The following is a 14702-nucleotide window of genomic DNA, read 5'->3' on the forward strand; positions in this document are numbered from 1 at the left end:
ATTTGGCTATTCCTGCAACTTTAAAAATTCTAAAACCTTAAAGCCGTATCTTTGTAAAATATGTCTCAAACGGTAATTATTTCGTTTTTTAATTATAAAGGCTTCAAAAATAAATGGAATGCCTTTACCCGCATGGGAATACCACCATTGCTGAATAAAACTGTTGAAGGCTTAACCTTTTGGAAAGCTTTAGGAAGTGGTAGTGGTAATGGTTTTTCGATTTGGCCAGATTGGGCCACCTTTGGTTTATTAACTGTTTTTAAATCAGAAGCACACGCTAACGCTTTTCTAGAATCGAATATTATAAACGCCTACACCAAAACCTCAGCATCTTACAGTCACGTGCTCATGAAAGCCATAAAAGCGCAGGGAGAATGGAGCAAACAGCAACCTTTTGTACCTTCGGTAACTTACGATGCTTCTAGGCCTTTAGCGGTTATTACGCGAGCAACCATTAAACCAAAGCTGGCCTATAAATTTTGGAAAAATGTGCCATCAGTTTCGCAATCTATGGATAATTATGGCGGTTTAATTTATTCTAAGGGTATTGGAGAATGGCCTATTTTTATGCAAGCTACCTTTTCTTTATGGGAAACTGGTGATGACATGATGGCTTACGCATACAAAAATAAAAAACACGCCAACATGATAAGAAAAACCAGAGCATTAGATTGGTATTCTGAAGAGTTATTTTCGCGTTTTCACCCCTTCGAAATTAGAGGGAATTTGATTGACTACAAACTTTAATCATTACGCTAAAAGCTCTGCGTACAAATCGAAATCTTCGGCTTCAATAATTTTTACTCGGGCAAACTCACCCGTTTTTAAATAGCCTTTTGAAGCATCAATACGCACTTCATTATCGACATCTGGCGAATCAAATTCGGTGCGACCTACAAAATAATTACCCTCTTTCCTATCGATAACCACTTGAAGCTCCTGCCCTATCTTTTGCTGATTCAATTCCCAAGAGATTTGCGATTGAATTTCCATAATTTGATTGGCGCGGTCAATTTTCACATCTTCGGGAACATCGTCTTCGAGGTTATAAGCATGCGTATTTTCTTCGTGAGAATAGGTAAAACATCCTAAACGCTCAAAACGCATGGCTTTTACCCAGTTTTTTAAGGTTTCGAAATCGGCTTCGGTTTCTCCCGGATAACCAACAATTAGTGTTGTTCTAATAGTCATATCAGGCACAGCGGCTCTAAATTCTTTAAGTAATTTGGTAGTTTTCTCTTGGGTTGTGCCGCGACGCATACTCTTTAAAATCGAATCTGAAATGTGCTGCAACGGAATATCCAAATAGTTGCAAATTTTAGGTTCGCGTTTCATGATATCCAACACATCCATAGGGAATCCTGTTGGAAAAGCGTAATGCAATCGAATCCACTCAATACCTTCTACCTTTACTAAGGCTTCAAGTAACTCTGCTAAATTTCGTTTTTTGTATAAATCTAAACCGTAATAGGTTAAATCTTGTGCAATTAAAATAAGTTCTTTAACACCCTTTGCTGCTAATTTTTCAGCTTCAATAACAAGCTCTTCAATAGGTGTACTTTTATGTTTTCCGCGCATTAACGGAATAGCACAAAAACTGCAAGGCCTGTCGCAACCTTCAGCAATTTTTAAATACGCATAATTTTTAGGGGTTGTGGTTAAACGTTCGCCTATAAGTTCGTGTTTGTAATCTGCCCCTAAAGCTTTTAATAAACCTGGCAATTCTGTCGTACCAAAATACTCATCAACATTAGGGATTTCTTTAAGCAGATCTGGCTTATAGCGTTCACTTAAACAACCAGTCACAAAAACTTTATCGACATCCCCATCTTCTTTTTTCTGAACGTATTCTAAAATCGTATTAACACTTTCCTCCTTAGCATTATTAATAAAACCACAGGTGTTAATCACTACAATATTACCCTCTTCTTCATGTACAACTTCTTTATTATTGGCTTTAAGTTGTCCCATTAACACCTCGCTGTCGTAAACATTTTTACTACAACCTAGGGTTACTACATTTATTTTGTTCTTTTTAAGAGTCTTTGTGCGCATAGCTTCTTTAAATCAGGGCGCAAAGATAGGCATTTCATGGTTATGTAGACCCATAAATATGTATTTACAACTACGATTTCTCAAACCTTTATCTAGTAATTTATTAAATATCTGAGATAAAATGGTTTTTACCAGGATATCCTTTACATTTCAACCTTTATAAATTGAAATACTTCTTTAACTTATACGAGATTGGATAAACGAATCAACTTCTATCAGATTGATTTCCCCTTTTTAATTTTTTTGTATCATATTTTTCAAATCCTGGGTAAATATCTAGAAATTGAATAGTTTCTCCTTTATCATTCTGTCCCTTCAGATCGTATCTAAAAACCACCTTAGTTCCTAAGGGTGCATAATAATACACAATCCAAGCATGAGATTCCCTTAGGCCTATACACCCGTTGGAAGAAGCTTTCCCTAAAGTGGCTAAATTTGTTGTAGGGTGAATAAGCTGCCCATGACTTACGCCATTTACCGCAGGTTCTAACCAGGGGATTGCAGGTAATTGTGTGCGTTTACCATCATCCCTTCTTGTACTGGTATACGGTCGATTATTTTCAGGATTTATAAAATCAGGATACTTATTTACCCTAATAATCTCGCCAATTCCAGGTCGTGTTCGCATGTCGACATCTCGATTCGCCATCGCCATATAACGGCTACCATTCTTTCCTACACGTACAGGAAAACTGTACAACTCATTTTTGTTTTGAAAAATTCTCAACCTAAATTCTGGAATATTTAAATCTATATATGTACTGTCTAATTGAGCTTGTAATTGTTCTGTTTTAAAAGCGTCTGGGATGACTAAAACCTGATCTTTTTTTAAAACCATTAGCGATTTAGAGTCTTCGTTAAAAACACCTTTATCCATAAGATAATAATAATCGGTATTCACCAAGGTATCTAAAATCCATTTATTATGATGTACGATAAGATATTCGTCGATAACATAGTTTTGTTTTTCATTTAGCGTCGCCACTAGGCTATCCATCCATTTAAAATAAGAGCGGATGGGAACGTCTTTTGTTATAATAATTTCTTTAGACTTGGGCGGTTTTGTGGGGCTTAGACTATCAATCTTAAACACGGCATCTTGAGTATCGGATGGTGTTTTACCAGTGTTAATTCTGGTTGTGTTTCCACATCCTAAACATACAAAACAGATTATAACAAGTAAAATGTATCTCATGTGTTTATATTTATTGTTTTTTGATCGGTTACATGTAACATCCATGTAATCATTTTCTTGGGTATCAAGTTTTAGTTATGGATGTTTCATAGCTTCGAACTTTATAACTCTTATATTTTGAGTGGCTTAAATTAAAACAAACTACGCTTAATTGTTAACCGTATTAAAAGTCTTTTGGAATAATGTGTTCTTTTTCTAACGACTTCATAATTGCTTTTACATAATTAGAAACTGCAGAATTAATTTGTCTAGGATCTACCAAATTATAGGAAGCCACCCATACTAAGGATTTTTTTTTATTTGCTTTCAAATTATACAAAGAAGACTCTATGTGGTAAATTTTATATTTATCGTAGTAGCCTTCAACAAGGTAAACATCTTGATGTAGAAAATAGTAACGTCCAAAACCACGCCAATAATAGTCCGTCATATATCTGTCACCATGATATGATTCTTTCTCATCGACGCCCTTTACAACAGATATCAATATGGCATCAAAACCGTCATTAATAAGTTTGTCCATTTCATCTTGAATATCTTCTTCCGATTGTTTTATACTTGTAAATGTTGATTCAAAGACGTTATAGCTTTCAACAGCTTCAATACCTCTTGAATTAAGTTGTGTTTTTAATTGTTCTTCAAATATTTTTCTTGCGGTTAGGTTATCGGTTAATCCTACAACTAAAACTTTTTTAGGATGCGACATATCAATCTCTTTATTAACCCAAGTGTCTGTCATTCTCGCAGAAGAACAACTCACTAAAACAAAAACTGCCATTAAATAAATTACTGTTTTCATAATTTTTAATAATTTGTACATATTGGTTTTTAACTTTTAAAACTGTTTGTCACATCTTTATCAAAAAATCTGGACAATACATAGGCATGATAAAAAACACAAACACCAAAAACATGAGAGCCCAAAGAATCCATATAAAAAGCGGAAACATAATTAACTCTCCTTTTGTAGCTGGCGGCCTAACGGAGTGCGCAATAAGTCCTTGAACACCAAAGCTAAACACCAAAAATGTAAGCGTGGCCACACCAATTAAAAAACTTTTAGAGAGGGAATCTTTTATTACAAAAAGGAAAACCCAAATTATAAAGGCTATTGCAATTACTATTTTAAATACGCGTCTTGACATGTTTCAAATTATTTAAGTGTTTTTCATTACACATGGAATATTCCATAATTATCGGCATTAAAACTCAGTAAAGGTATTTTACCATAAGTTTCCATGCGTTTTACCAAATCACGATGAAACACTTTCGAAGTGATTCCACTGCGCTTCCGATGCAGCATAGCCATGAGGTCTGCATTAGCATTTCGGTAGTAAATTTTTAGAGCATTAAAAGTATCGTCGGAATATAAAACATCTAATTCCAGATTAGGATAGTTAATATATTTATGGAACGTATCTTGCAAATCTTTCAATTGCTTTTCCCTTACAGCTCCTTCTAAAGGCAATACATGCACAATCTTAATTTTAGCATTAAAAGGTTCCGCAATTTTTGTTAACCGATTAATAGCACCTAAATCTTTATCCTCAAAATCGGTAGCATAAACCATAGTATCGATGTCTTTCTTTACAGATTCACCAGGAACTGATAATACAGGACATGGTGCATTCTCAATAAGGTGTTTGGTGGTGCTGCCCATGATTAATTCGCGTATTTTACTCGCCCCTTTCATGCCTACTACAATTAATGAAGCATCGACCGCAGAGGCTTTTTCAATAATACCATGAAGAACAGATTTGTTTTGAATCGCTGTTATTTCAATATTTTGAATAACGGCATCATTTTTTAAAATACGTGTACAAAAGGTTTGAAGTTTTAATCGGTGTTCTCTTAAAGCATCACCCTCAAGATCTGGGAAAGCTGGCTCGGGTTTTATCCCCTTACCATCTAACAATGTCGGGTATTCGAACACGTGAATTACCATTAATTTAGCACCAGTTTTCACACTCATATTAAAAGCGTATTTTAATGCTAATTCGGAGTTTTTAGAATAATCGGTGGCATACAAGATCGTTTTCATTACAAGTCTATTACATCAATATAACATCAAATTTAAGCTCCTTATTCCACCCTGCAAATGATTAAAATCATTTACTATAAGTATTTTACTCGCTAAATTTGTGTGATAACAATTAAATCTTGAAGAGAATCACCTAAATTTTCTAATCTAAATGCATTGAAATGAGACTATCTTTTGAAAGAAAAACAACAATAGGCTACATTATAAATATGGTTGTAGTTTTAGCACTCGGACTAATATACTGGATACAAATACCTTTTTCTACCAATAGATTATGGCATTGGATATCGTTAATATTAATTGTACTTTCTTTAGGCATGTTAACCACGGTGTATTTTATTCTTAAAACACAGCTCAAGGCCAGAAAACAATCTAGAGAAGCCCTACAAAAAAATCAAAAACTTCTACAATCCATTATTGATAATACGACTAACGCCATCTCTGTAAAAAAACTAAATGGCGAGTATATTTTGGTAAATAAACAATACCAATCGTTTTTCGACTCAAAAGCGTCTGATTTAATAGGAAAAACAAATGCCGATTTCTTACCAAAAGAGATTGCAGATAGGTACAGAAGTGCCGATTTAGAAGCTTTAAAAGCTGGAAAAGATATTCAAATTGAAGAAATTATAGAAGTATCAGGAAAACCGCAAACCTTTTTATCTGTTAAGTTCCCCTTAAAAGATGCTTCAAACAGAATTTATGCCATCGGAACCATTTCAACAGATATTACTGAAAGAAAAACCGTTTTAGATTCTTTAAAAGCTGCCGATGCTTTTTTTAATATGTCTACAGATAGTTTAGTTATTGCTTCAGAAGATAAATTCATTAAAATTAACCCTTCTTTAAGTAAACTTTTAGGCTATAGCGATACCGAGCTTTTAAGCCAACCGTTTAAATCTTTTATTTTTCCTGAAGATATTGAAAGCACAGAAGCAGAAATCGAAAAACTTAAACAAGGTATTAGTCTCGTGAACTATACAAACCGTTGGGTGTGTAAAGATGGTAGTATAAAATGGCTGTCTTGGAATGCCACAGCCGATAAAACTACAGGTGCCTTATACGCCATTGTTAGAGATATTACTGAAAAACTAAAGCTGGAACAAGAGAAAGAAAACACCTTGAATGCACTATTTGAAAGTCAGCAAAAATTAAATATGATTCTTGAGAATATTACCGACGGTGTTCTAGTTGCCAATACCAATAAAGAAGTGATATTAGCCAACGATGTTGCAAATTCGCTTTTTGGAATAGAAGACGATTCAAAAATTTCGTTTAATTTTTCAGACCATTTTAAAGTGTTATTTCCAGATGGCGAACAAACATTTCCGGCTCAAGACCTTCCAGCACAACGTGCTTTAGCAGGAAAAACCACAGACGATGTAGATGTCTTATTAAAAGATTTATCAACCAACGCCATGCGTAGAGTTTTGCTAAGTGGCAGACCCATAATTAACCACGACAACCAAGTAGCCGCAGTAGTTGTAACCATTAAAGACATTAGTAGGTATAAAAATCTGGAAGCCGAATTGGAACAAAAAGATCGGGATTCTAGACCCATGATTGGTTATAAGTATACTGGAGATAAAAAAAAGAGTAATAAAGACGAAACGTAATAGATGCTTTAGGTTATTAATATTATGCAGACATTTTAATACGGCTTAAACTGACCGAGATCATGGTTTGTATCCATGTTTCAAATTAACTTCATTATCTAAAAACATGAAACTTTCCAAAACGAAAATCCTATTTCTTTTGGCTACTTTTCTGGTAGCACATCATAATTATGCCCAAGATAGTATTCCTCTTAGCTTAAATGAAGCAATTAACTTGGCTCTCGATAAAAACGTAGATATTACGATTACAAACTACCAAGTAAACGCCTCAGAATTTGCTCTAAAAGAAGTTAAAGGTGCTGTTTTACCAAAATTATATGCTACCGCCAACTATAATAGGCATATTGACCGACAAGTAATTTTCTTACCAGATGCTTTTGGCACGGGTGAAACAGCCACAAAACTGGGTTCGGATAATGATTATAGAGCCACATTAAACCTTGCCCTTCCCGTATATTCCCGTTTTAATAAAAACAATAAAAAACTATTTGAAAATAGACTACGCTACCAAAATGAAGCGGCTAGAAACGCAAAACAAAATGTGATCAATACGATTAAAAAAGCCTATTTCAACTATTTAATTGCCCAAGAAATGGTTAAGGTGCAGCAAAAACAATTAAAAAGCGCAGAAGAAACCTTTACAGATGTAGAAAAACGAAAAAAGCAGGGTACGCTAACAGATTACGACTTTACCACCGCAAAAGTGCAGGTTGCACAAGCAAAAAACAGTCTGCTAGAAGCGCAAAACACCATTTTACCATTGGCTAACCACTTAAAACTGGTACTAGGCTTAAAAACAGAGATGAACTTAAAATTAACAGAATCTATAGAATTATTAGAAAACGAACTGGTTTTAGAAGATAATCCTTCAGAATTATTAAGTCAAAACAGCAGCTTAAAACAATTAGAATTAGATATTGAACTGAGCAAAAATCAAATTGATTTGGCTAAATCTGCATTTTATCCTACGCTAGATGCTGTTGGTGCTTATAATTATCAAGCCCAAGAAGATAATTTCAATCTAGCCGATTACCAATGGGTTAACACAAGTTTTGTTGGTTTACAATTACAATTCAACATCTTTAATGGCTTCATCAATAAAAACAAATTACAGCAAGCTAAAATAACAAAAGACATTGCCCAAGAACAAAAAAACCACACCACAGAGGCCCTAAAAATGCAATTGGAAGAACTATTATCTCAACTCGATTTTACCAAACAAAAAATTGAAGTGCAACAAGAGAATATGAACCTTACCGAAGACGCCTTAACACTTGCAAAAAAACGTTATAGACTTGGTGTTGGGACGTTTTTAGAAGTTAATAACGCCGAGTTATCATACACTCAAGCACGAGTGTTTTGGCTACAAGCCATCTCAGATTACAAAGCCGCATATTACGATTATCAATTATTAATAGGACAAGATAAATAACAATGAAAACCTCAACCAAAACCATATTTGCGATAGTCTTGCTACTTATAGCGGGCTATTTTATTGTGAAACCTAAATTGAGTAACAAAAAATTAGAGTTCACCTACACCGCATTAAAAACTGGTGCACTGGAAGCTTTAGTCTCCAGCACAGGTACACTAGAAGCCATTAATACCGTAGAGGTAGGAACGCAACTCTCTGGCACTATTTCTCAAATTTATGTAGATTATAACGACCAAGTAACTCAAGGACAGTTATTAGCAAAAATGGACACCCGCCTATTAGAAACCAATCTACTTACAGCGCAAGCCAATTTAGCGGTTAACGAAGCCCGATACAATCAAGCCCATGAAGAATACGAACGCAACAAATTGTTGTTTAAAGAAACTGTAATTTCAGAACAGCAATTTAACAACTCTAAATACGCTTACGAGCAGGCTTTAAGTGCTAAAAAAGCATCGCAAGCTTCTGTGAAAAATATTCAAGTGAGCATGAGTTTTGCACACATAACATCGCCTATAGATGGCACGATTACAGAACGTGCTGTAGAAGAAGGCCAAACCGTAGCTGCCAGTTTTGCAACGCCACGACTTTTTATTATAGCCGAAGATTTATCGAAAATGCAAATTCTCGCCGATGTAGACGAAAGCGATATTGGTTTTATTAGAGATAGTATGCCAGTGCGCTTTACCGTGCAAACCTATCCAGAACAAGAGTTTCTTGGTAAGGTTAGTCAAATACGCTTACAGCCTATTAAAATAAATAATGTAGTAAACTATCAAGTTGTGGTCGATGTAAATAACGAAAAAGGCCTTTTATTACCTGGTATGACAGCCAATTTAGAATTTGTAGTTAACACCACTAAAAATGCGTTAATTATAAATAATTCGGCCTTGCGATTTAGACCCACTCAAACCATGCTAGATGCTATAAAACCAAGACTGATTGAAAAAGCTGAAAAATTTTTAGCAGACTCGTCTCAACAAAAATTTAAGGCCTACGTGAATAACGAGGAGTTTTACAATCCTGCTAATTTTAAAAATGAATTGCCTTCAAATTACGATGGTTTCTTTTATACCAATGAAAGCGGACTTTTAGACTTTCAGTTTATAGAAGTGGGAATTAAATCGGGTTTAGAATCTGAAATTAAAAGATTTATGGGTGGTAAAACTTTTAAAGATGGCGATAAGGCCATTAACAGCATAAAAACCAAAGCATAACATGGCAGCAAAAAAAGTTATAGAAACAAGAAAAATTAGTCGCACATTCAAAAATGGCGATATCGAAGTGCATGCATTAACAGATATCGATTTAACAATTGAAGAAGGTGAATTTGTGGCTATTATGGGCTCTTCTGGATCCGGAAAATCAACTTTGCTTCATATTTTGGGCTGTTTAGACAGACCCACTTCTGGTGAATATGAGTTGGATGGTATCAAGGTAAACGGACTAGATAAAAATCAATTAGCCGATATACGCAATCAAAAAATAGGTTTCATATTTCAGAGTTATAATTTGTTATCGCGAACTACGGCACTCGAAAATGTAGAATTACCCTTGGTTTATGATAGGACCGGACGCTTTTCCAACACCAAAGCACTGGCAAAAAAAGCCTTGGAACAAGTAGGTTTAGCAGATCGCAAATACCACAGAACCAACGAGCTTTCTGGTGGCCAACAACAACGTGTTACCATTGCGAGAGCCTTAGTAAATAACCCCGCGCTAATTTTGGCAGATGAGCCTACAGGAAATCTAGACACCAAAAATAGTATTGATATTGCAGACCTCTTTGTTCGACTAAATAATGAAGGCATTACCATTGTTATGATAACACACGAGGAGGAAATTGCCCAATTTGCAAAACGCCTTATTTATTTAAGAGATGGACGCATCCTTACCGATGAAATTATAAAAAATCGAAGCACTAAAGAAAGTGCGCTTAAAGCATTAACCGCTCAAGTAAAATGAAACAGCTTTTAAGAATATTTAAAGTCGCGCTTCAAGCCATTAATAAGAATAAAAGTCGCAGTTTATTAACTATGATAGGTATTATTATTGGTGTGGCAGCGGTAATAATGACGATATCTGCTGGCGATGGTGCTGCAAAACAAGTGCGCGATGAGATTTCTGGCTTAGGTTCAAATTTATTAATGATACGTACCAAGTCTGAACGACGCGCTGGTATTAATGTAAGAATGGGGCGCCATATAGGCAAACGCGAATATGATATTTTAAAAAAAGGTTCGGTATGGATGCCAAAAATATCGCCTTTGGTGGGCATTGGCGCACAGGTAATTGGGCCAGATGGCAATATACCCAGCACGATTTATGGTGTTTCTGAAGAATATTTTGATATTTTAAACAGAGCCATCGAGTTGGGAGAAGTTTTTACAGAACAAGATGTAAAAGGTGCTAATAAGGTTTGTGTTATTGGAGAAACGATTCGCGAAGAATTATTTTCTGGTCGCGATCCCGTAGGAAGCCAAATACGTATTGATAAAGTGCCTTTTACCGTTATTGGTTTACTAGCTGCACAAGGGCAAGGCACTATGGGGCAAGATCAAGACGATATTATTATTGCACCGTACACCACGGTTCAAAATAGATTGTATGGGAGGCCCCACTACAATATGATTATGGCTAGTGCACTAAATGAAAATGTTATTGACGATGCTAAACTTGAAGCCACCATGCTAATAAGAGAAGCTCACCGGCTTTTACCAGACCAAGAAGATGATTTTGATATTACCACACAAATAGAAATTCAAGAAGTTTCGGGTAGCGTCATGAACATTTTAACCATTCTTATGGGGGCTATTGGAAGTATATCTTTAATTGTTGGTGGTGTGGGCATTATGAATATTATGCTCGTTTCGGTAACCGAGCGCACGCGCGAAATTGGAACTAGACTAGCCATTGGGGCAAGAGAAAGTGATATATTAATACAATTTCTAATAGAAGCTATGGTATTAAGTTTAGCGGGAGGTATTATTGGAATAATATTTGGTATCTTAGGAAATCAATTGGTTTACCAAATAACAGATTTTGTAGTTCCAACTTCGGTAACTTCCGTTTTAATAGGATTTGGTTTTTCTGTTTTTATAGGTGTCGCCTTTGGTTTTTTTCCTGCCAGAAAAGCTGCGAAATTGAATCCAATTGATGCCATACGTTATGAATAAGATTTAAATAAACTAAAAATAATTTAAGATGAAAGATGCACAAGATGTCATAAGAGAAATATCAGAGTTAACCACAATGATTCGAACAAAGTACCCAGAACTCTATCGCTTTATTGATGAAGACCCAATAACCCTTCCTGCAACTAACAATCCGCAGATGAGTAAAGAAATTATGGAAAACTATTTAGAAAGGTTAAAATTTATTATGAAGCAGTATTTAGACTCAAATAAAAACAAGAAAACTTGATGTCATGGGACAAATAGCCACTTCAAACCGACAAATCACTTTGTTTTACAATTCTAAATCTGTTAGAGCAAGAAAAACATTGGCCTATGCCAGAGTTAAGGGCTTGGCTATTCTGCGAGTTGATATCCTAAAAAATAAATTTACAGGAACACAAATCGTAGAACTAGCACACAAATTACATTGTCGTGTAGAAGATTTGGTAAATCAAGAGCATCCTGCTTACAAACTGCGTTTTAAACAGCATAATTTCTCTACAAACGATTGGATCAAAATGATACAGAACAACCCCGTAATTATGAAACAACCTATTGCTTTACGGGGTAATAGAACCATTTTAGTTGAAACTCCTACAGATATTTTAAAAATTTAAAGAGCATAAAACCTGTTCCAATTAATTTTATTTTTTCATCTTCATCATGTTAGAATCTAGACCCCTAAAAAACTTATCTGTTCATTTAGAAAATCTGGTACAAGGTCGCTTGTGGCTTCAAGTCATTATCGGACTCGTGGTTGGAGCCGCACTAGGTGTTTTGCTTAATCCATCTACCGGACTTTTTACTGAAGATTTTAGCTCGTGGTTGGCAAATTGGCTCGATCTACCAGGTCAAATATTTATGCGATTGGTTCAAATGGTCATGATTCCCTTAATATTTGCATCAATCGTATCGGGCATTGTTAGTAATACATCAGATAATTTAAAAACATTCGGCCTGCGATTGTTATTATATTTCGTTTTCACCACCATTGTTTCAATAATTATAGGTACGATAATCACTTTAATCATGAAGCCTGGTCAATATGTGTATTCCTTAGGCGGATTACCGCATAGTGGTGAAAACCTAAGCACTCCTGTTGAAGAAACCGATCTTTTTGAGAATGTACCCATGGCGATTTCAAAACTTATTCCAGACAATCCCTTGGAGTCGATTTTAATGGGCGAAATGCTAGGCGTTGTTATTTTTACCATAATTATTGGGGTAGCCATTACCCAATTACCTCATAAAACGGCACAACCTATTATTCGTTTTACTGAAGCGATTCAAAAAATTTGCATGATTGTAATTTCATGGGCCATGATGCTTGTTCCTTACGCCGTATTCGGGTTAATGGCTGCTTTAATATCAAGAATTGGTGTTGAAATATTTCTCGGGCTTGGCTATTATATGCTAGTTGTGGTTATAGGACTCTTATTATTACTTTTGTTTTACCTCATATTAGTCTTAGTAGTCGCCAAGAAAAATCCTTTTAAATTTTTACGTGCTATACGAGAACCACAATTACTCGCCTTTTCAACGGCCAGTTCTGCGGCTGTTATGCCTGTTTCTATGAAAACAGCTACTGAAAAACTAAAGGTATCTAATAATATTAGTGATTTTGTAATTCCTATTGGCGCCACTATAAATATGGATGGAACCGCTTTGTTTCAATGCGTCACCACACTATTTATGGCACAAGCTTATGGTATAGAATTATCTGTTGTAAGTTTAATACTCATCACATCTACAGTTGTTGCCGCTTCAATTGGGACTCCTTCTGTTCCTGGCGGTGGTGTAATCATTTTATCAACTGTATTGCAAAGTGCAGGAATCCCCATTGATGGATTAATTGTTATTATTGGTATAGACCGTATTTTAGGAATGTTTAGAACGGTAGTGAACGTAACGGGAGACCTTACATCATGCCTAGTTTTCGATAGATTTTATGGAACTGGAATAGCTTCCAATCAAATAATTGAAACTGAAGAACTAAAGACTATTGATGAGTCTAGAGGTTTAGAGTCTAGAATCTAGACCTCTAGAATCTAGATTCTAGAAACCTAAGCCTTGATTCCCATGGCGGCGTAAAGTGCTGCGCCAAAAAGGGGTGTTTTTTCATTCAAAATTACTTTTACAGGCATTTTCTCTAATAAAGATCTCATTTTTCCAGATGTAATAAAATGAGTAGCAAAGCGATTTTTATCTATGCCTTTTATAATTTTTGGCAATATACCTCCACCAATAAAAATACCACCAGTGGCTTTCATTTTTAGAGCCATTTGTGAAGCTTCAGTCGCTAAATACCTCAAAAAAAGCTCTAAAGTTTCTATGCAGACCTCATCTTCGTTCTCAATTGCGGTTTTGGTAATTAATGCGGCAGGATCTTCATCTTCAAATTTTTCCTTATACCACAATGGCATGGGAGTCGCTCGATATTGCCTTAAAAACTCATGCATATCAATAATCCCTTGACCAGATAATAGCCTTTCCCAACTTACATCCCCATATTTTTGAAACATAAAATTATAAACTGCAACATCCAAACTATTATGCGGACTAAAAGAACAGTGTCCACCCTCGGTAGCAAAGGGGAAAAACTTCTTTCCATCCCAAAATAAACCAGCCTCTCCCAGCCCTGTTCCAGGGGAGATAATGGCGGCATTGCCTGCTATATTCTCTCCATATTTTAAGGTTTCAAAATCATGATCTTTCAATGCCGACAATCCATAAGCGTTAGCCTCTAAATCGTTTATAACAAAAACAGAGCTTACCTTTAAAGCCTTACTAATTTCTTTTTGATCTATAATCCAAGGAAAATTTGTACCCTGAACAACACCTTCTATTACAGGTCCTGCTACTCCAAGACAAATAGCGTTAATGTTTGGACCATTCTGGTTGGAAAACGCACTAAACAAGTCTGTAAAAGAATCAAAATTTTTTGTTTTGTAAGAGGAATTAGCAAGCAATTGCAGCTTATCTTCTTTAATGCTGAAAAGGGCTAAATTGGTTTTTGTTCCACCAATATCGGCCGCTAAAACCCGCCCCTCAGTAGGTGTATCTTTATTCAAAAAAGCCAAGGGAATTTGACCTTTGCTGAAAAATGGAATCTCTAAACTCGTAACTTTATCCGTCATATTATTATTTTGCTTAAATCTTATTACAAAAAGAATACACAAAACGA

The 14702-nt window shown here is 35.4% G+C and carries 15 protein-coding genes; 9 read left to right on the plus strand and 6 right to left on the minus strand.

The features are described from left to right. Window positions 1–60: 60 nt before the first annotated feature. Window positions 61–747, plus strand: coding sequence for a hypothetical protein (locus tag FEZ18_RS01290; protein ID WP_153266640.1), 687 nt, complete (start codon window positions 61–63; stop codon window positions 745–747). A 3-nt stretch (window positions 748–750) separates the two neighbouring features. Here FEZ18_RS01290 and rimO read toward each other — a convergent pair whose 3' ends face one another. The 5 genes from rimO to FEZ18_RS01315 form a co-directional block, all read right to left on the minus strand. Beyond that, entirely contained in the window at window positions 751–2055 is a 1305-nt protein-coding gene (gene rimO / locus FEZ18_RS01295; RefSeq protein WP_153266641.1) for a 30S ribosomal protein S12 methylthiotransferase RimO, read from the minus strand. Window positions 2056–2260: 205 nt separating this feature from the next. Beyond that, window positions 2261–3250 carry a L,D-transpeptidase gene (locus tag FEZ18_RS01300; protein WP_194269497.1) on the minus strand — a complete coding sequence of 330 codons (990 nt, stop codon included), beginning with the start codon at window positions 3248–3250 and terminating at the stop codon, window positions 2261–2263. A 163-nt stretch (window positions 3251–3413) separates the two neighbouring features. Then, window positions 3414–4049 (minus strand): hypothetical protein, encoded by a 636-nt coding sequence (locus tag FEZ18_RS01305; protein WP_153266643.1) that lies wholly within the window; start codon window positions 4047–4049, stop codon window positions 3414–3416. 49 nt (window positions 4050–4098) lie between these two features. Next, window positions 4099–4395, minus strand: a complete 297-nt coding sequence (locus FEZ18_RS01310) for a hypothetical protein (RefSeq protein WP_153266644.1) — start codon at window positions 4393–4395, stop codon at window positions 4099–4101. A gap of 26 nt (window positions 4396–4421) precedes the next feature. Next, window positions 4422–5291, minus strand: coding sequence for a universal stress protein (locus FEZ18_RS01315; RefSeq protein WP_153266645.1), 870 nt, complete (start codon window positions 5289–5291; stop codon window positions 4422–4424). 161 nt (window positions 5292–5452) lie between these two features. On the opposite strand from FEZ18_RS01315, the gene FEZ18_RS01320 reads away from it, so the two are divergent. The 8 genes from FEZ18_RS01320 (at window position 5453) to FEZ18_RS01355 (ending at window position 13555) form a co-directional block, all read left to right on the plus strand. Further along, the gene (locus FEZ18_RS01320; protein WP_153266646.1) at window positions 5453–6907 is read left to right on the plus strand and encodes a PAS domain S-box protein; all 1455 of its coding nucleotides are present in this window, start codon (window positions 5453–5455) and stop codon (window positions 6905–6907) included. Window positions 6908–7013: 106 nt separating this feature from the next. Further along, entirely contained in the window at window positions 7014–8339 is a 1326-nt protein-coding gene (locus FEZ18_RS01325) for a TolC family protein (protein ID WP_153266647.1), read from the plus strand. Window positions 8340–8341: 2 nt separating this feature from the next. Next, entirely contained in the window at window positions 8342–9559 is a 1218-nt protein-coding gene (locus FEZ18_RS01330; RefSeq protein WP_153266648.1) for an efflux RND transporter periplasmic adaptor subunit, read from the plus strand. Window position 9560: 1 nt separating this feature from the next. Continuing rightward, the gene (locus FEZ18_RS01335; protein ID WP_153266649.1) at window positions 9561–10307 is read left to right on the plus strand and encodes an ABC transporter ATP-binding protein; all 747 of its coding nucleotides are present in this window, start codon (window positions 9561–9563) and stop codon (window positions 10305–10307) included. Further along, window positions 10304–11518 (plus strand): ABC transporter permease, encoded by a 1215-nt coding sequence (locus FEZ18_RS01340; RefSeq protein WP_153266650.1) that lies wholly within the window; start codon window positions 10304–10306, stop codon window positions 11516–11518. The genes FEZ18_RS01335 and FEZ18_RS01340 overlap by 4 nt, the downstream gene beginning before the upstream one ends. A 28-nt stretch (window positions 11519–11546) precedes the next feature. Next, on the plus strand, window positions 11547–11765 hold the full coding sequence (locus FEZ18_RS01345; protein WP_153266651.1) for a hypothetical protein: 219 nt from the start codon (window positions 11547–11549) through the stop codon (window positions 11763–11765). Between the two features lie 4 nt (window positions 11766–11769). Next, entirely contained in the window at window positions 11770–12135 is a 366-nt protein-coding gene (locus tag FEZ18_RS01350) for an arsenate reductase family protein (protein WP_153266652.1), read from the plus strand. A 46-nt stretch (window positions 12136–12181) separates the two neighbouring features. Continuing rightward, window positions 12182–13555 carry a dicarboxylate/amino acid:cation symporter gene (locus FEZ18_RS01355; RefSeq protein ID WP_153266653.1) on the plus strand — a complete coding sequence of 458 codons (1374 nt, stop codon included), beginning with the start codon at window positions 12182–12184 and terminating at the stop codon, window positions 13553–13555. A gap of 26 nt (window positions 13556–13581) precedes the next feature. Here FEZ18_RS01355 and glk read toward each other — a convergent pair whose 3' ends face one another. Beyond that, entirely contained in the window at window positions 13582–14655 is a 1074-nt protein-coding gene (gene glk / locus FEZ18_RS01360; RefSeq protein WP_153266654.1) for a glucokinase, read from the minus strand. Window positions 14656–14702: the final 47 nt, after the last annotated feature.

The organism is Oceanihabitans sp. IOP_32, assembly GCF_009498295.1.
Classification (GTDB): domain Bacteria; phylum Bacteroidota; class Bacteroidia; order Flavobacteriales; family Flavobacteriaceae; genus Wocania; species Wocania indica.